Here is a 15,519-nt window from a genome sequence, read left to right on the forward strand (position 1 = left end):
GCTCGGCTTTCACCGAACCACTCGTGGGTGACGGCCGTCCGGGCTCGGCCAGAAGTGCACACCGCGAGAAGCGCCCTCCCGCCCTTGCCCTGCGTACATTCGAACCCGTGCCGCACCACAGAGTCGTGCCGCGTTTCCGCGGCAACGGAGTCATCGAGTTCGAGCCACACACCTACCGCGACCCCGGCGACGGGGAGCTGCTGCTCGCGGTCGGCGCCAACGCGATCTGCGGGACCGACCGGGGCGAGTACGTCAACGGCAGTCCCATCGTGCCCGGCCACGAGGCCGCCGGTGTCGTCGTGGCCACCGGCCCGGGCACCAGCACCGAGATCGGCACCCATGGCGCCGTCTACCTCATGGACTACTGCGGGGAATGCCGCAGCTGCCGGGCCGGAGCGACCAACCAGTGCTTCGCCAAGCGCGCCGACGTCGGCCAGAACACCGACGGCGGGTACGGCCCGTTCCTGCTCACCCACGAGACGAACTTCTTCGCCGTCGACGACTCCATCCCACTGGCCGAGGCGACGATGCTCCTCGACGTGATGGGCACCAGCGGGCACGCGTTGCGCCGGGCCGAGTTGGTACGCGAGGACATCCAGAGCGTCTACGTCGCGGGTGCCGGGCCGATCGGGCTGGGCCTGGTGGTGATGGCCCGGATCCGTTACGGCGTTGACTTTCCGATCTACGTCAGCGACGTCAGCCCTTGGCGGCGGAAGTTCGCGGAGTCGTTCGGTGTGACCGCGCTGGACGCCAATGACGAGGCCGCGCTGAGGAAGATCGCGCCGGACGTCGCGTTCGACTCCTCCGGTCGTGGCTCGGCACGTCAGACGGCGATCTCCGCACTGGCCAAGCGCGGTGCGCTGATCTGCGTCGGCCACGGCGAGGGACTGACGCTGAACGTCTCCCGCGACCTCATCTCCCCCGAACGCGCCGTCCTCGGCAGCGAGTACTTCCGGTACGACGAGATGCCGGACAACCACCGGCTGCTGGTCGAGAACCGCGACCTCATCGGCCGGGTGATCACGCACACGTTCCCGCCCGGTGACCTCCCGCACGCGTTCGAGCTGTTCCTGTCCGGGCAGACCGGCAAGGTCGTCATAGTCCAGGAGCCGGCGACGTGACCGGACGTAGGACCGAGCTGGTCCGGGTGGCGGTCGTCGGCGCGGGTGGTTGGGGAGCTCAGCACGCGCGGATCTTCGCCGGCCGCAGCGACACCGAACTCGTCGGCGTCCTCGGCCGCTCGCCGGAGCGGACCACCGCGCGGGCGAAGGAGTACGACACAACCCCGTACACCGATCTCGGCCGGCTGCTGGAGGAGGCCGGGCCGGACCTGGTGTCGGTCTGCCTGCCGAACGAGGACCACTTCGAGGTGACCCTGCGGCTACTCCGGGCGGGAGCGAACCTGCTGGTGGAGAAGCCGCTGGTGTTCGACCTCGACGAAGCCGACCGGCTGCTGGCGGCCGCGGCCGACAGCGGCAGCTTCTTCGCGATCAACTTCAACCACCGGTACGCCGAGCCGTTCCTGCGCGCCAGGGCGGCGATCGACGCGGGCGAACTCGGCCGGCTCACGTTCCTCACCTGGCGGTTCGGCGGCGAGGCGAACCACGGGAGGTCACCGCACGCGAACCTGATCGAGACCCAGTGTCACGGTTTCGACCTGTTGGAGCACCTGGGCGGGCCGATCAAGTCGGTGATGGCGCAGATGGGCAACGCGACCTACGGCGCCTTCAGCACCGTCGCGATCGCGCTGACGTTCACCTCCGGTGCGGTCGGCACCCTGCTGGGCAGCTACGACTCGTCGTACGCCTACCCCGGCACCCAGCAGGTGGAGGTGAACGGGACCCTCGGCCGGGCGGTGGTGGACGACACGGTCCGGCGGTTCACGCTCTCCCGGGCCGGTGAGGAGACCCGGACCGTCTGGGAGGCCGGCTACTTCAACGACGAGGCGCGCAGCTTCCACGCCACCTTCGACCGGCACGTGGCGGAGTTGCTGGCCGCCTTCCGCGAGGGTGCGCCGCCCCCGGTGCCGGCCACCGCTGGCCGGCGGGCGCTCCAGCTCGCCCAGGCGGCGATTTCGTCGTACGAGTCCGGCCGGCGCGTCCCGACCCCGATGCCATCCCGGGGCGATTGAGCGACTCCGCGACCGGCTGCCTCGTCCAGGTTGGGCATCTAGAGTCCTTGTGTGAACGTACGGAAACGGCGGCGCCGGCCGGGCCGCCTGGGTCGGCTGGGTCGCCTGGTGGCACTGCCCCTCTCGCTGGCGGTGGTGGCCGTCGCGGTCGCCCTGGCGGTCACGCCCGGAGTCGGCGACGCAGAACAACGCGCGGCCGACTTCGCCTCGGCCCACCACATCTCCGGCCCGTCCGCCGCGGTGCCGCCACGCTTCGCCGCAGCGCTGGTCGCCACCGAGAACTCCCGCTTCTACTCCGACGTGGGCGTCGATCCCGTCTCGGTCGCCCGGGTGGCCGCGGCCAGGGTGAGCGGCCGCGGAGACGTGGGCGGCGCCACCCTGGAACAGCAACTGGTCAAGCAGTTGTACGCCGGAGGATCCTCCGACGGGGTCGGACGAAAAGCCGAACAGGCGGTGCTCGCGGTCAAGCTCTACAGCCGCTTCGACAAGGACCAGATCCTGCGGATGTACGCGTCGGTGGTGTACTTCGGGCACGGCTACTGGGGCCTGGACGCGGCCAGCGAGGGCTACTTCGGGCGCGCGCCGTCACAGCTCAGCTGGGGGCAGGCCGCCCTGCTCGCCGGTCTGCTGCAGGCGCCCTCGGCGTACGACCCGATCCGTTATCCCGAACGCGCCTGCGCCCGCCAACAGCACGCGCTCCTCCGACTTGTCGCCACCGAGCAGCTCAGCTCGCGGGCCGCGGCGGACGCGGCATGTGCCGGCCACCCGCTGAACGGTGCGGGTCAGGCTCCCAGGAAACAGATCTAGGCTCTGCTGACCGACGGGTGAGCACCGGTCGGGACGTGGGCAATCGGGTGCAGTTCGGACAGCAGATGCCATGACGACCTCAAGGGTCGGCAAAGCCGGGCTGCCGCTCGGTGATCGGGTATGCCCGGCGACCTATGCTCGGTGGGGTTTCCAGTTAAGGAGTAGTCATGGGCAGCCTCGGCGCACCGGAACTCTTGATCATCGGTGTCGTACTCGTCCTGTTGTTCGGAGCGACCAGATTGCCCCAGACGGCCAAGGGACTCGCGCAGTCGCTGCGGATCTTCCGCCATGAGCTGCGCGACGACGACTCCTCCGACCAGGCCCGATCCGGCGCCCTCCCCCAGGGCCAGTCCGGCCAGGCGCAGCCGGCTCACCTGCAGCAGGGCTACCAGCAGCCCGGTCAGGTACCAACCGCCGGCCACCAGCCGGACGTCCAGCCACATCCCGCACCGCAGGCACCCGGCGCCGCGCCGTCCGAGCCGCACACCTCGAACTGACAAGTTCACCTTGCACAAGGCCCGGGGCCCTACGATCGGGCGGCGAGGTGCCGGACGGGCAGGCCGTGGAAATGGCCGAGGCGTTCGGTGGCTTCGTCGACCAGGCCGCGCTGCTCGTCGTCGAGGCTGCCGGCCAGCCGGGACTCGACGGTGACGGCGTTCCGGCCGACGGCACGCTTCCACGTACCGACCCGGTGGTCGTCCACGACGACAGTGCCCACCCACTGGTCGGGTGCGGGTGGCTCGGACCCCTGCGGCGGCGGGAAGTTGACCGCGGGATAGGTCAGCACCGCTTCGTCGTACGTCGGGAACAGGTGTGCGCGGCGCGGCACCGGCGCCGCCTGCCGCTCGGGTAGCTCAGCCACCAGGGCGGGGTCGTACCAGTGCGGCACGCCGTCGACGTCGACGCGTTCCAGCCCGTTGCCCACCTCGGCCAACGCTGCCCTGGCGTCGGTGACCGTCAGCGAGGCCCAGCGGGTGAGGTCCCTGATCGAGGAGGGTCCGTGACCGCCGAAGAACCGCCGGGCCAGCTCGGCCAGGGCCTCCTCGCGCGTTCGTGCGGGCGTCGGCGCGACCACCTCGTCCACCAGCGCGTAGGTGTGCTGGACTCCACGGATCGGCCCGCTGCACACCAGCCCTCGAAGCTCCGCCACCATCACCAGGTTGCCGAGGTCCTGGCCGGATCCCGGCAGTCCGGCCGCGGCGAACCGATCGCCGATCTCCTTGCGGGTAAGGAAGTTGCGGCCGCCGAGCGCGTCGGCGAGGACCTCCAGTGCCCGTCCGACGTGCCGCTCGTCCAGTGACGACCGCCGCAGCTGGAGGGCGACCACGCGTTCCACCCGCGGCGAGGTGAGGTCGAGCAGCCAGCGCAGGTCCTCCGCGGCGACGAAGTGCCAGGTCGGCCGCAGGATGTGCGTGCGCACGAACGCACCCGAGTCGAGCTCGGCGCGCACTTCCTCCAGCGTGGTCGCCCGGCTTCGCAACGCGAGCGAGAAGCAGGCGTGCTCGCGCTCCTGCGCCTGCACGCACGTCAGCAGGCGCACCACGTCGGCGGCCGTGGGCAGCGGAGGGCCGGTCACCCGCTGGGTGGCCAGGCGGTGCCGGAGGACGGTACGAAGCTCCACGTCGCCATCATGCCCGGGACCACCCTCACTCCGGCGCCGACCCTGCGGCCCGAAGACCGGAAGGCCGGGCCAGGCGTGGTCAGTCGAGCTGAGCGACCACCGGTGACGGCGCGGGGAGCACGTTGTCGAACGTCGTCAACGTCACCTTGTCACCCTCGAACCTCAGTGCGTGGGTACGGATGAACGGCGTACCCACGAAGCAGATCCGCAGCTGGCAGGTGTCCTCGTCGGTCCAGGTCGCCCGGACGAGCACCCGGTCGGGGTCGTCGCGCACCAGGGTGGTGGTGCCGGCCAGCCACTCGTTCGCCCCGCCGGCCACCTCGTGCTCGCCGCCACCGTCGCGCAACCTGAGCCTGCAGGTGCCGTCGCCGCCGACGTCGAAGCTGATCGTCTGGGCCGCCCGAACCGGCAGGCGCAGCGCCAGGGCCGGGTCCTCCCCGCTGTGGTCGCCGATCCGGACGCGGTAGGTCTGCCCGGAGAACCTGGCCGCCCTGGGCGAGGTCGAGCGACCGGAGGGCTCCGGCAGCGCCAGGGTGGCCAGCCGGCGTTCCAGCCGCTCGTGGCTGTCGTCGTCGGCCGGCAGCGGCTCGGCTCCCATCGCCGGCAGCAGGTGCTCCCACACCAGGTCCAGCGGGCCCTGCATGTTCGTCATCCCGCCGATCATCGCCAGCACCGCGTCCTGCTCGGGCATCACCAGGCAGTACTGACCGAACGCACCGTCGCCGCGGTAGGCGCCGTTGCGGCAACGCCAGAACTGGTAGCCGTATCCCTGCCGCCAGTCGATCTCCGGCTCGCCGTCGTTGCCCACCTGCCGGGAGGTCGCCTCGGCCACCCACTCCCGCGGGATCAGCTGCCGGTCGTTCCACTTACCCTGCTGGAGATAGAGCTGCCCGAATCGCGCGATCTCGCCCACCCGCAGGGTCAGCCCCCAGCCGCCGGTGTTGATCCCGCGCGGGCAGGTCTGCCACGTCGCGTCGGTGATGCCCAGCGGCTCGAGCAACCGCGGCCGAAGGTAGTCAAGCAACATCGAGCCGGTCACCTGCTGCACGATGGCGGACAGGAGGTAGCTCGCCCCGCTGTTGTAGCAGAAGTGGGTTCCGGGCTCGTGCTCGACCGGCTTGGCGAGAATTCCCCTTACCCAGTTGCGTTCTCCGGTCGTGCGGACGACGGCGGTGTCGGCGGCGTGGCCGGTGGTCATCGTCAGCAGGTGGCGTACGCACATCCGGTCCAGGTGGTCCGAAACCTCCTCCGGCGCATCGTCGGGGAAGAACTTCAGCACCGGGTCGTCCACGGACAGCAGGCCCTGGTCCACCGCCAGCCCGACCGCGCTGGAGGTGAAGCTCTTGCTGAGGGAGAACACCATCCGCGACCCGTTCAGCGGATACGGCGCCCACGAGCCCTGTGCCACCACGTGTCCGTGGCGCACGAGCACGAAGCCGTGTACGGCGTCGACACGTTCCTCCAGGGCCGTCACGAAGTCGAGTAGCGCCCCGGACGGGATGCCCTGGGCCTCCGGAGCCGATCGGGGCAAGGCTTCCTTGACATCCCTGACATTGACATCCCTGACATCGTTGCCGTCCATGCCAGACCTCGATTCACCATCCGCGCGGGCGGTCCGCGCAACCGATCATGCCAACCGGGTGCGAATGCGGCTCACGCGGTCCGAACCCGCACCGTGACCTGCTCCCCCGGCCCGAGCGTGCGCTCACCCAGGTCGGCCGACCCCAGTCCGGTCAGGGCCAGCTCACGCACCCGAAGACTGCCCTCGCGTACGTTCAGGCGTACGTCCACCCCCGAGCCGGCATCGGCGGCACGGGCCTGCTCGACGACACCCCAGGCCCAGCCGTTCGACCAGAACCACCGCACCCCGTCGGCGGCCTCGTCCACGGCGGCGAACGTCAGCACCCGGCGCACACCGTCGTAGCCGAAGCCGGTCAGCGCAGGCACCGCACCCCAGCTCGCCATCGCCCGGACGTAGTGGTGACCGCACTCCGCCTCGTCGAAGGGGTTGCGGCGCCGGCCGTCGTAGCGGCTCCGGGTGGTCTCGATCACGCCGACGCCCTCGTCCACCATGCCGACGCAGATCATCCCGACGGCGGCGGTGTACTCCAGCCCGCTCCACACCTCGTCGAAGTACGGGAACGGCCGCTCCGGACGGTTTCCGTGCGGGTACGCCGCGACCACCAGGCCCGCCTCGTCGCCGAGGGTGTAGCTGCGCATGGGGTTGAAGTGGCCGGCCATGGTGTCGCGCCGGTTGTGCCGCAGGATGCTCGCGAACGTCGTCCGGACGTGTGCCGGATCGAGCAGGTCACCCAGGCCGTACAGATGGGCGAGCTTCTGCCCCACCAGCTGGTCGGCCAGGCAGCCGTCCCCGATCTGCAACTCTGGGTTGACAAGATCGCGGGCACCGATGCCCTTCAGCCGCAGGCCCGGCGCGATCGCGTCCTCCGAGCCGGGCGGGCGGATCTCGTGCCGGTAGTACTCGCCGTTGAAGAGGTTCTCGTCCAGCCAGGCACTGCCGCGGGCGAACAGGTCGGCGCACGTCGCGGCGAAGTCCTTGTCGTCCAGGTAGGTCGCCAGCTCCTCACAGGCACGCAGGGCGGCGAGGTACCACACCCCCACCTCGGGGTTGGGGCCGAAGTACTCCACGTCCATCGTGTTGTGCTGAGAGCCCTCCATCACCCCGTCGCGGTCGGCGTCCCAGCCGCCGGGGATCCAGGCGAACGTCAACGCGCGCTTGGCAGCCGGCCACAGGGCGCGCAGCAGCTCGTCGTCCCCGGACATCCGCCACTCGCGGTAGAGCTTGACCAGGCAGCCCATCTGCCCGTCGGCGGCGGCCGGGCCGGGGTCGGTCCCGGCGCGGTCCAGCGGCAGCGGGATACGGAACGGCATCCGCCCGTCCGCACCGGTCGCGTACGCCAGCTCCACCTCCCGCAGCGAGGTCGCCAGCGCACCGAACAGGAACGGTGTCGCCTGTTCGTAGTTCCACACGTGGGTGCAGCTGCCGGCACAGCACCCCACGTCGTCGCTGCACCCTTCCCAGCCGAAGAAGCGGCCGTCGGCGGTGCGGAAGCAGGTCTGGGTGCGCAACGTGGACAGGTTGGCCAGCGCGGCCTCCCGGACCGCGGCCGGCAGGTCGGAGTCGACGACATCCTCGACGAACGTCCGGGTCCGGCGTTCGAGCTCGGGCAGCGCGGACACGGTGTCGGTGACCACCTGCCACGCGTCGGCGTACTTCGTCGCGTAGTGGTTGCCCACGGTCTCGGTGCGGTCCCAGTTGCGGCGGTTCGGGAAGTGCCAGCCGAGCAGGAACGTGAACGTGTGCGTCTCCCCCGGCGCGAGCGTCCGGGTCGCGGCGACCGATGCCGTCGGGGTGTCGGTGCCGCCGGCGCGTTCCTCCAGCCGGCCGTCGGCGGTGAAGTCGTCCCAGAAGTCCAGCAGCTCCCCACCCCAGCTGTGGTCGGCCCACGCGGTGCGGGTGGTCACGTCGTCCTCGCCGAGCGCCACCAGGGCCAGCGAGCCCCACTGCTCCGCTTCGCGGGGCACCCCGTCGGAGGTGAGGAGTACGCCGGTGCCGAAGTCCTCCCGGCGTACGGTGTTGCGGTTGTCCTTGGCCACACCCTCGGTTCCGTCGGTGCCGACGAAGTTCGACACGCTGCCCGCCACGGACACTTCCAGCGCGTGGGCGGCGGTGTTCGTCACGGCGTACCGGAGTACGGCCACCGGCAGGCCGCTCGCCTCGGCGTCGGTGGGCACCAGCGGGTTGAACGCCTGCACCCGCACGTCGGCGGGCACGTCGGGGTCTTCCAGGACCACCTGACCGAACGGGTAGGCCGCGAGGAACTCCGACCGCCGGAACCTCGGCAGGCCGTGGTTGGGCACGCCGGACCCGTGTCCACCCTCGTACAGCACGAGGTCGATCGGTCCTTCCAGCGCCCGTGCCACCACCGCGTCCGGAGCGCCGCCGCCCGCGGGTGCCGTCCGCACCGCGAAGAAGCTCCACTTCGGCGCGAACCCCTTGGCGGGACGGTTGACCACCTCCCAGTCGCGCAGGTCACCACGCCCACCGAGGCTGACCGTGCCGGTGCCGATGCCGCCCAGCGGCAGTGCGACCCGGAGCGAGTGAGCTACGTCGTATCGGTTGAGGACGGGCCAGTCCAAGGTCTCCGCGGTCATCCGCGCACTGCCTCTCCGCTCCGGCGGCCCGCGCCCCCAGCGTCGTCTGGGGCGGCGCTGCCGGAACTTCGGTGGTCTCCTGGGTCGTCGTCCGCTGCCTGCGCATACGGTGCGGATCCTCGCGAAACTATGGTCGCCGCCCGAACCCTGTCAAGGCGATCCGGGCCGGTACGCCGGGGCTGGCCGCACCCGGCTGACCGGCACCGGCAGTTCCCGGTTCGCCACCCCGCAGCACACTCGTCGGCTTTCGAATTCTCTTCGTCGAAATTCTTCGACATGGCGCCGATTTCCCTTTGCCGAAAGGCGGAACACTGGGCGCCGGCAACCTCGTATCTTTCGGGGTCACTGCGTAGCGTGGCAGTTAGGAATCCGCGCATCGCGCGCCCGGACGTGGACGATTGCGCGTCACCGCGACTGTGGAATTCGGGCGCAAGGAAGAGAAATCACGCGAATGACCGACGAACGCAGGCGCGGCAGCGATCGCGCTTCCCGGCGTACTCGTGACGACGGCCGCCCCGAACGTCCGCGGCGGACCACTCGTGGCGACTCCCCTGACCGCGCCGACCGTGGGGGCCGAGGGGACGGGAGTGACCGGCGCGACCGCCCCAGCCGTGACCTGAGCAGCAAACGGGGGACGGATCCCATGCGGGTCTCGCGTACCGCCATGGAGCAGTTGTCCGCGTTGACCAACTGCGAAGCTGCCGGGGTCTCCCGGTTGGAAAGCGACGGCGACGGCTGGGTTTTCCAGGTGGAGATCATCGAGGTCCCTCGCGTTCCGGACACCACCAGCATTCTGGCGAGTTACGAAGCCCGCACGGACTCGGACGGAAACATCACGGCGTATCGACGGCAGCGCAGATACCCGCGTAACCAGGCAGGTGAAATGTGACCGCCCGGCCGCAGAATTCCCAGCGCTCCCAATACCCGCAATACCGGACGACGGGAGCAACCCCGGTGTCCCGGTCCAGCGACTCTCTCGCCGACATTCTCGAACGCGTTCTGGACAAAGGCGTGGTGATCGCCGGCGACATCCAGGTGAACATTCTCGACATCGAACTCCTCACCCTGAAGGTGCGGCTGCTCATCGCCTCGGTCGACACCGCGCGCGACATGGGGATCGACTGGTGGTCCTCCGACCCGTTCCTGACCGGCAACTCCCGCCTGGAGCAGGAGAACCGCGAGCTCCGCGAACGCATCGAGCAGATGGAGGACCGGATGCGGGCCGCCGAGCTGCCCGCCGGTGAAGGGCGGGGCGAGCCCGCCGTCGGGTCCACCACGACCGAGAGCGGCGCACGCCGATGAGCGCCGCCGCCCGGAACCTGCTCGCCGGCCGGCCGACGCCGGACGAGGTGGCCTCGCTGCTCGACGAGGCGTCCCAGCGCGCCCGTGAGCTGGTGCGGGACGAACTCGTCGACCAGCTCGTCGAGCATTACCGCCTGGCGGTGCGTTCGGTGCTCGGTGTGGGATCGTTCCCACCGGAGGAGCCGACGGCCGGATTCGAACCCGGTCAGGTGCCGCGTGCCCGCGAGGCCGTCACCGAACTCCAGGCGTCCTCCGGCGAACGACGGTCCGCCGGCGAGGGCCGACCGGCCGACGCGAGCCCGGCGCCCACCGAGACGGCGTGGTACGTGTACGCGATCCTGCGCAGGGACGACCGCACCGCGGGCCGCTCGCTGCCCGTACCGGCCGAACTCCCGGCAGGAGTGGAGGGCGCGCCGGTCGAACTCCTCGACGCCGGAGACCTGGCCGTCGCGGCGTCGAAGGTCCCCCTCGCCGGGTTCCGGACCAGCGACCAGGACCCTGATCTGAGCGCCCACGGCTGGCTGCGTGCGGCGGTCGGCGCCCACGAGCGGGTGGTCGAGGAACTGGCGCGGAGCAGGACCGTGCTTCCGTTCCGTTTCGGCGCCCTCTACCCCAGCCGGGACGCCGCCCGCAAGGTCGCGTTGACAGAGGTCGACCAGCTGTCCGCGGAGCTGGAACGGCTCGACGGGGCGAGCGAATGGGGTGTCAAGGCGTACGTCGAGTCCCCCGCCGAACGCACCGACCAGGTGCCCGCCTACCTGGACGAGCCGGCGACCGGGACCACCTGGATGGTGCGGCGCCGGGAGGCCGCCGCGGCCCGGGAGGCGGCCGGCCGGATCCGCGCCGCCGTCGCCCCCGCACTCGAGGACGCGCTGGCCGGTTACGCCCGCGATGTGGTCGTCCGCGGTTCGGCCCGGGTGGGGCACCCCACCGAGCCCTCCACCGGACCCTCCGCCGGCCATCCCACTGGGCAGCCCGCCGCCCACACCGACCTGGCGTTCGACGGCGTCTACCTCGTCTCCCACACCAGGCAGGAGGAGTTCGACACCGCGCTGCGGGAGGTGGCACGGCAGTACGCCGCCGACGGCCTGCGGGTGGAGGTGTCCGGGCCGTGGCCGCCGTACCACTTCGTCCGGATGCCGTCCGGTACGAACCGGCCGCGAACGTCCTCCCCCTCGACGACGGGAGCCTCGCGATGAGTGGCGGCGAACACCGGCTGGCGCTCGACGACGGCTCGCTGGTCGACGTGCTGGACCGCTTGCTGGACTCGGGGGCCTGTGTCGACGGCAGCGTGCTGATCACCCTCGCCGACGTGGATCTCGTCCGGCTGGATCTGCGCCTGCTGCTGGCCTCGGTGCACACCCTCGAACGCGCGGCCGAGCACGCTGCCGAACGCTCGCAGCCGGCGGAGGTGCCCACCGGGGCGGCGAGTTCGCCGAAGCCGGTCCACGGCGGTGGCGTACCCACGCCACGCGCGGAACAACCGCCCGCAGAACAACGACCAACCGAACGACCACGCACCGGTGCGGCGTATCGGCCGAAGGCTGACAGCTCACCCGCACCGCGTGCTGTTCGTACGGCCGCGGACCTGCCCGGAACCACGACGAGCACGGGCGCGGACGAAGGTGACCGCGAGGCGGGCGTCGCCGGCCTGGTGGTGTTCGTGGTCGATGTCGTACGCCAACTGCTCGAACGTCAGGCGCTGCGGCGGATGGACGCCGGCGAACTGACCTCGACGCAGGTGGAGCGCCTCGGCCGATCGCTGATGGCGCTGGAACGCCAGGTGGGCGAACTCACCGAGTTCGTGTCCGGGCGCCGCCGGCACCGGGAGGACCTGTCGCCGTTCCCGGCTCACGTCGATCCGTTCCCCGGCGGCCGGCCCGCCGCAGAAAGAAGTCCAGTCACAGAAGGAAGCCCCGTCACAGAAGGAAGATGGCAACGATGACAGTCAGCCCCTGGCAGGGCTCGGGCAACCTCGCGCAGCGAGGAAGCTCCAGCAGTCTGTACGACGTCCTCGAACTCATCCTGGACAAGGGCCTGGTGATCGACGCCTACATCAGGGTGTCGCTGGTGGGTATCGAACTGCTCACCATCGACATCCGGATCGTCATCGCCAGCGTGGACACCTATCTGCGCTTCGCCGAGGCGGTGAACCGCGTCGACCTCGCCCAGAGCGGCAACTCCCGCACGCTGCCGGAGTTCATCGGCGACATGGAGGAGAAGGGCGCCGGCCGCAAGGTGAAGGGCGCACTGGGTGGGGCCGCCGAGTCGGTCAGCGAGGTGTTCCACAAGGGCGGCGACGACGACAGCGACGAGGAAGACCAACAGGACAAGGAAGAACGAGGCGGACGGCGGAAGGAACGCGCCACCAGCAGCCGTGCCCGCCAGGCGCGTTCGCGGTCGCGGTCCCGTTCTGAGTGAGGCACGACGGAGTGAGGCACGACGGAGTGAGGCACGACGGAGTGAGGCACGACGGAGTGAGGCACGACGGAGTGAGGTGAAGGGGGCACCATGGCAGGACAGACGAGGCAGCCTGAGCAGCGCGAGCAGACCGGGCAGGGCGAGCACACCGGGCAGAGCGAGCACACCGTCGCAGCGGTCTACGTGTACGGCATCGTGGCCGCCGACCATCCCTGTGACCTGGGCGAGCTCGGCGGCGTGGGCGATCCGCCCGCCCCGCTGCGGAGACTGCGGGCCGGCCGGGTCGTGGCCGTGGTCAGCGACGCCCCTCCCGGACTGCGCGCCAAACGCCGGGATGTGCAGGCCCACCAGGGAGTCCTCGACCGGCTCGGCCGGCAGGGAACCGTTCTGCCGATGCGGTTCGGGGTGGTCGCCACCGACGAGGACAGCCTGCGTGACGAGCTCGCCGACGAGGACGACGCGCACCTCGCGACCCTCGACAGCCTCACCCGGCGGACGGAGATCAACGTCAAGGTGTTCTGCGACGAGGACGAGCTGATCCGGTCGGTCGCTGAGAACGACCCGACGGTGCGCAGGCTGCGGTCCCGCGCCGGCAGCGTGGACGAGCAGATCCAGCTCGGGGAGGCGGTGGCGGCCGCGATCGAGGACCGTGAACGCGCACTGGAGGAACTGCTCCTCGCAGCACTCGGCCCGCTCGCCGTCAGCCACCTGACCGGTTCCAAGGTTCGCGGAGCGGCTGTCAACGAGAGCTTTCTCGTGGACGACGACCGCGCGGAGGAGTTCGCCGAGACCGCGGACCACCTCGACGCCGCATGGGGTCCGGCGATCCGGTTGCAACGCTCCGGGCCCCTTCCGCCGTACAGCTTCGTCACCACACCGGACCTCACGACCGAGCCGATGTCGGGAAAGCCGGTGCCGGGAGGGGAGGCGTAGCCCATGGGACTGGTCACCGGGCTGCTCACGTTGCCGCTGGCACCCGTACGCGGCGTGGGCTGGATCGCCGAGCAGATCCTCGACCTGGGCGAGCAGGAGTACTACGACGTCGCCCGCATCCGCGGTGAGCTGGCCGACCTGTCCGACGCCTACGACGCCGGGCTGCTCACCGAGGAGGAGTTCGAGGCCGCCGAGGACGGGATTCTCGACCGGTTGGAGGAGGCACAGGAGGTTCAGCGGCGCGGTAACCGATGACGGCGCCCGGCCGGGGGAAGCAGGCCGGCGTCACGAGGAGGGGGAGATGAACAACTCGACGAAGATCGCTCTGGCCGTGGTCGGAGGCTACGTGCTGGGCCGGCGCAAGAAGGCCCGGTTCGCCCTGTTGCTGGGCTCGGCTCTGATCGGCAAGCGGCTCGACCTGCGGGCACTCGGCCAGGAGGCCTTCGAACGGCTCTCGGAGTCGCCGCAGTTCGGCCGGATCAAGGACGAGGTGACCGGTGAGCTGGCGTCGACCGGTCGCGCCGCCGCGATGGCCAGCCTCACCAGGCCGCTGGACCGGCTGGCCGACTCTCTGGAGGAACGCACGGCGGGCCTGAGCGGCAAGCCGTCCGGGGACGGTAAGGGCCGGGGGCGCGAGGACGAGGACCGGGACGAAGCCGAGGAACCCGAGGAGGACGAGGAGGAGGAGTCCGCCGAGGGCCGTCGCGGTGGGCGCAAGGCCGGCACTGCCCGCGGGCGCGGCGGCGAAGGGCGCGCCGGCGCCAAACGTACGGGAGAAGGGCGTACGGGAGAAAGGCGTACGGGTAAGGGACGTACGAGCGAAGGACGCACCGGAGAGGGGCGCCGGCCCGCGTCGAGCCGCGGCGGAAGCAGCGGCTCCGAGCGAGGCGGCCGAAGCAGCGGCAAGGGCGAGCGCTCCGGCAGCGGGCGACCCGGTGGTCGATCCGGTGGTCGATCCGGCAGCCGCAGTACGTCGGGAGGGGGAAGCAGATGAGCCAGGCAGGAATCGGGCGAGCGCGCCCGGACAAGGTGAGCCTCTCCGACATCGGTGGCGGGATCCGCAAGGCCGCCGGCCGCAACCCCGCCACGCAACGCCTCCTCGAGGCCGCGCAGGGGTTCGCGGCGGCGAAAGCCGAGAAGGTACTGGGGAATCTCGGTGACAAGGTGGGCGACGCGACGAAGAACCTCACCGGGATCGCCGACGGAGACGACGACGGAGGCAGCATGGTCGGGCGAGTGGTGAAGGAGACACTGAGCGGTTCCTCGCCGGGCAAGGCGGCCGCGAAGGCCGGTGTGCAGGGGCTGAAGGACAAGGTGAAGGGCATCTTCGGCGGTGGCAAGAGCAAGTCCTCCTCCGGCGGGAAGTACATGAACATCGTCGAGGACCTCTACGTGCCGGTGTCCGCGCGGGTCGCCTACAACACCTGGACGCAGTTCCAGGACTTCCCCAAGTGGACCAAGGGCCTGCAGAGCGTGGACTTCGACAAGGAGGACGAGACGAAGAGTTCCTGGAAGGGGAAGATCGCCTGGTCCAACCGGAGCTGGAACGCCACGACCAGCGAGCAGATCCCCGACGACCGGATCGTGTGGCGGTCGGAGGGCCAGACCGTGGTGAACGGCGCGGTCAGCTTCCACCAGCTGGAGGACAACCTCACCCAGGTCCTGCTGCTCCTCGAGTACCACCCGCACGGGTTCTTCGAGAAGACCGCGAACCTGTGGCGGGCGCCGGGTCGCCGCGCCCGGCTGGACTTCAAGAAGTTCCGGCACTACGTGACGGTGGAGGCCGACCCCGAGGAGGAGGGCTGGCGCGGTGAGATCCGCGACGGCGAACTCGTCCGCGACCACGACGAGGTGATGCGCGAGGAGGAGGAAGAGCGCGACCGGGACCGCGACGAGGACGAGGACCGCGACCAGGAGGACCGCGACCTCGACGAGGACGAACTCGAGGATGAGGACGAGGACCGGGGCGACGAGAACGACGAGGAAGACGAGGACGAGGAGGACCGGGGCGAGGAGGACGACAGCGAGGCCGAGGACGAGGACGAGCGGCCGCCCAGGTCGAAGCAGCGGTCACGTCGGCGTTGATGCGTGACCCGGCCCGCCCGTATTCCGGTTGACCTTCGGTCGA

General features: G+C 70.6%; 16 protein-coding genes and 1 pseudogene. 13 read left to right on the forward strand and 4 right to left on the reverse strand.

The features are described 5' to 3' along the window. Positions 1-107: 107 nt before the first annotated feature. From FHR37_RS15590 to FHR37_RS15605, 4 genes are all read left to right on the forward strand, one after another. Positions 108-1,121 (forward strand): alcohol dehydrogenase catalytic domain-containing protein, encoded by a 1,014-nt coding sequence (locus tag FHR37_RS15590; RefSeq protein ID WP_237769091.1) that lies wholly within the window; start codon positions 108-110, stop codon positions 1,119-1,121. Further along, positions 1,118-2,131 carry a Gfo/Idh/MocA family protein gene (locus FHR37_RS15595; protein WP_092889196.1) on the forward strand — a complete coding sequence of 338 codons (1,014 nt, stop codon included), beginning with the start codon at positions 1,118-1,120 and terminating at the stop codon, positions 2,129-2,131. The genes FHR37_RS15590 and FHR37_RS15595 overlap by 4 nt, the downstream gene beginning before the upstream one ends. A 108-nt stretch (positions 2,132-2,239) precedes the next feature. Continuing rightward, the gene (locus tag FHR37_RS15600; protein ID WP_175542798.1) at positions 2,240-2,938 is read left to right on the forward strand and encodes a biosynthetic peptidoglycan transglycosylase; all 699 of its coding nucleotides are present in this window, start codon (positions 2,240-2,242) and stop codon (positions 2,936-2,938) included. Between the two features lie 167 nt (positions 2,939-3,105). Next, complete coding sequence (locus FHR37_RS15605) at positions 3,106-3,435, forward strand: twin-arginine translocase TatA/TatE family subunit (RefSeq protein ID WP_092889190.1); 330 nt, start codon at positions 3,106-3,108, stop codon at positions 3,433-3,435. 29 nt (positions 3,436-3,464) lie between these two features. On the opposite strand, the gene FHR37_RS15610 is transcribed toward FHR37_RS15605, so the two are convergent. The 3 genes from FHR37_RS15610 to FHR37_RS15620 all read right to left on the reverse strand — a co-directional run bounded on the left by FHR37_RS15610 (position 3,465) and on the right by FHR37_RS15620 (position 8,735). Further along, positions 3,465-4,559: a winged helix DNA-binding domain-containing protein gene (locus FHR37_RS15610; protein WP_092889187.1), complete on the reverse strand. Its 1,095-nt coding sequence runs from the start codon at positions 4,557-4,559 to the stop codon at positions 3,465-3,467. Positions 4,560-4,638: 79 nt separating this feature from the next. Beyond that, on the reverse strand, positions 4,639-6,141 hold the full coding sequence (locus FHR37_RS15615; RefSeq protein ID WP_092889184.1) for a serine hydrolase domain-containing protein: 1,503 nt from the start codon (positions 6,139-6,141) through the stop codon (positions 4,639-4,641). A 71-nt stretch (positions 6,142-6,212) separates the two neighbouring features. Beyond that, positions 6,213-8,735: a GH116 family glycosyl-hydrolase gene (locus tag FHR37_RS15620; protein WP_092889181.1), complete on the reverse strand. Its 2,523-nt coding sequence runs from the start codon at positions 8,733-8,735 to the stop codon at positions 6,213-6,215. Between the two features lie 451 nt (positions 8,736-9,186). Between FHR37_RS15620 and gvpO the strand changes: the two genes are divergently transcribed. The 5 genes from gvpO (at position 9,187) to gvpJ (FHR37_RS15645) (ending at position 12,458) form a co-directional block, all read left to right on the forward strand. Further along, positions 9,187-9,624, forward strand: coding sequence for a gas vesicle protein GvpO (gene gvpO / locus FHR37_RS32505; protein ID WP_092889178.1), 438 nt, complete (start codon positions 9,187-9,189; stop codon positions 9,622-9,624). Between the two features lie 65 nt (positions 9,625-9,689). Beyond that, positions 9,690-10,037 (forward strand): gas vesicle protein, encoded by a 348-nt coding sequence (locus FHR37_RS33590; protein WP_092889175.1) that lies wholly within the window; start codon positions 9,690-9,692, stop codon positions 10,035-10,037. Next, positions 10,034-11,236, forward strand: coding sequence for a GvpL/GvpF family gas vesicle protein (locus FHR37_RS15635; protein WP_092889172.1), 1,203 nt, complete (start codon positions 10,034-10,036; stop codon positions 11,234-11,236). Before FHR37_RS33590 ends, FHR37_RS15635 begins: the two co-directional genes overlap by 4 nt. Continuing rightward, positions 11,233-11,982: a gas vesicle protein GvpJ gene (gene gvpJ, locus FHR37_RS15640; RefSeq protein ID WP_092889169.1), complete on the forward strand. Its 750-nt coding sequence runs from the start codon at positions 11,233-11,235 to the stop codon at positions 11,980-11,982. Before FHR37_RS15635 ends, gvpJ (FHR37_RS15640) begins: the two co-directional genes overlap by 4 nt. Further along, positions 11,979-12,458: a gas vesicle protein GvpJ gene (gvpJ, locus tag FHR37_RS15645; RefSeq protein ID WP_092889166.1), complete on the forward strand. Its 480-nt coding sequence runs from the start codon at positions 11,979-11,981 to the stop codon at positions 12,456-12,458. The genes gvpJ (FHR37_RS15640) and gvpJ (FHR37_RS15645) overlap by 4 nt, the downstream gene beginning before the upstream one ends. A 30-nt stretch (positions 12,459-12,488) precedes the next feature. On the opposite strand, the pseudogene FHR37_RS33455 reads toward gvpJ (FHR37_RS15645), so the two are convergent. Continuing rightward, a pseudogene (locus tag FHR37_RS33455) lies at positions 12,489-12,605 on the reverse strand (hypothetical protein); the annotation flags it as partial. On the opposite strand from FHR37_RS33455, the gene FHR37_RS15650 reads away from it, so the two are divergent. Genes FHR37_RS15650 through FHR37_RS15665 form a run of 4 tightly spaced genes read left to right on the forward strand, consistent with a single transcriptional unit; the run spans position 12,549 to position 15,476 of the window. Further along, positions 12,549-13,391 carry a GvpL/GvpF family gas vesicle protein gene (locus tag FHR37_RS15650; protein WP_092889163.1) on the forward strand — a complete coding sequence of 281 codons (843 nt, stop codon included), beginning with the start codon at positions 12,549-12,551 and terminating at the stop codon, positions 13,389-13,391. The pseudogene FHR37_RS33455 and the gene FHR37_RS15650 overlap by 57 nt on opposite strands. Positions 13,392-13,394: 3 nt before the next feature. Further along, positions 13,395-13,646 carry a gas vesicle protein GvpG gene (locus FHR37_RS15655; protein ID WP_092889160.1) on the forward strand — a complete coding sequence of 84 codons (252 nt, stop codon included), beginning with the start codon at positions 13,395-13,397 and terminating at the stop codon, positions 13,644-13,646. 46 nt (positions 13,647-13,692) lie between these two features. Next, a complete protein-coding gene (locus tag FHR37_RS15660; RefSeq protein ID WP_092889157.1) occupies positions 13,693-14,385 on the forward strand; it encodes a hypothetical protein in 693 nt (230 codons plus the stop codon). Further along, positions 14,382-15,476 carry an SRPBCC family protein gene (locus FHR37_RS15665; protein ID WP_139239196.1) on the forward strand — a complete coding sequence of 365 codons (1,095 nt, stop codon included), beginning with the start codon at positions 14,382-14,384 and terminating at the stop codon, positions 15,474-15,476. The genes FHR37_RS15660 and FHR37_RS15665 overlap by 4 nt, the downstream gene beginning before the upstream one ends. Positions 15,477-15,519: the final 43 nt, after the last annotated feature.

The organism is Actinopolymorpha cephalotaxi, assembly GCF_013408535.1.
GTDB lineage: Bacteria > Actinomycetota > Actinomycetes > Propionibacteriales > Actinopolymorphaceae > Actinopolymorpha > Actinopolymorpha cephalotaxi.

What these genes read in the sequence shown, in the direction of transcription:
- FHR37_RS15605 (WP_092889190.1), top strand. Translation starts at nt 3,106, where the DNA reads ATGGGCAGCCTCGGCGCACCGGAACTCTTGATCATCGGTGTCGTACTC.
- FHR37_RS15615 (WP_092889184.1), bottom strand. Translation starts at nt 6,141, where the DNA reads ATGGACGGCAACGATGTCAGGGATGTCAATGTCAGGGATGTCAAGGAA.
- FHR37_RS15620 (WP_092889181.1), bottom strand. Translation starts at nt 8,735, where the DNA reads ATGACCGCGGAGACCTTGGACTGGCCCGTCCTCAACCGATACGACGTA.
- gvpO (WP_092889178.1), top strand. Translation starts at nt 9,187, where the DNA reads ATGACCGACGAACGCAGGCGCGGCAGCGATCGCGCTTCCCGGCGTACT.
- FHR37_RS15635 (WP_092889172.1), top strand. Translation starts at nt 10,034, where the DNA reads ATGAGCGCCGCCGCCCGGAACCTGCTCGCCGGCCGGCCGACGCCGGAC.
- gvpJ (WP_092889169.1), top strand. Translation starts at nt 11,233, where the DNA reads ATGAGTGGCGGCGAACACCGGCTGGCGCTCGACGACGGCTCGCTGGTC.
- gvpJ (WP_092889166.1), top strand. Translation starts at nt 11,979, where the DNA reads ATGACAGTCAGCCCCTGGCAGGGCTCGGGCAACCTCGCGCAGCGAGGA.
- FHR37_RS15650 (WP_092889163.1), top strand. Translation starts at nt 12,549, where the DNA reads ATGGCAGGACAGACGAGGCAGCCTGAGCAGCGCGAGCAGACCGGGCAG.
- FHR37_RS15655 (WP_092889160.1), top strand. Translation starts at nt 13,395, where the DNA reads ATGGGACTGGTCACCGGGCTGCTCACGTTGCCGCTGGCACCCGTACGC.
- FHR37_RS15660 (WP_092889157.1), top strand. Translation starts at nt 13,693, where the DNA reads ATGAACAACTCGACGAAGATCGCTCTGGCCGTGGTCGGAGGCTACGTG.
- FHR37_RS15665 (WP_139239196.1), top strand. Translation starts at nt 14,382, where the DNA reads ATGAGCCAGGCAGGAATCGGGCGAGCGCGCCCGGACAAGGTGAGCCTC.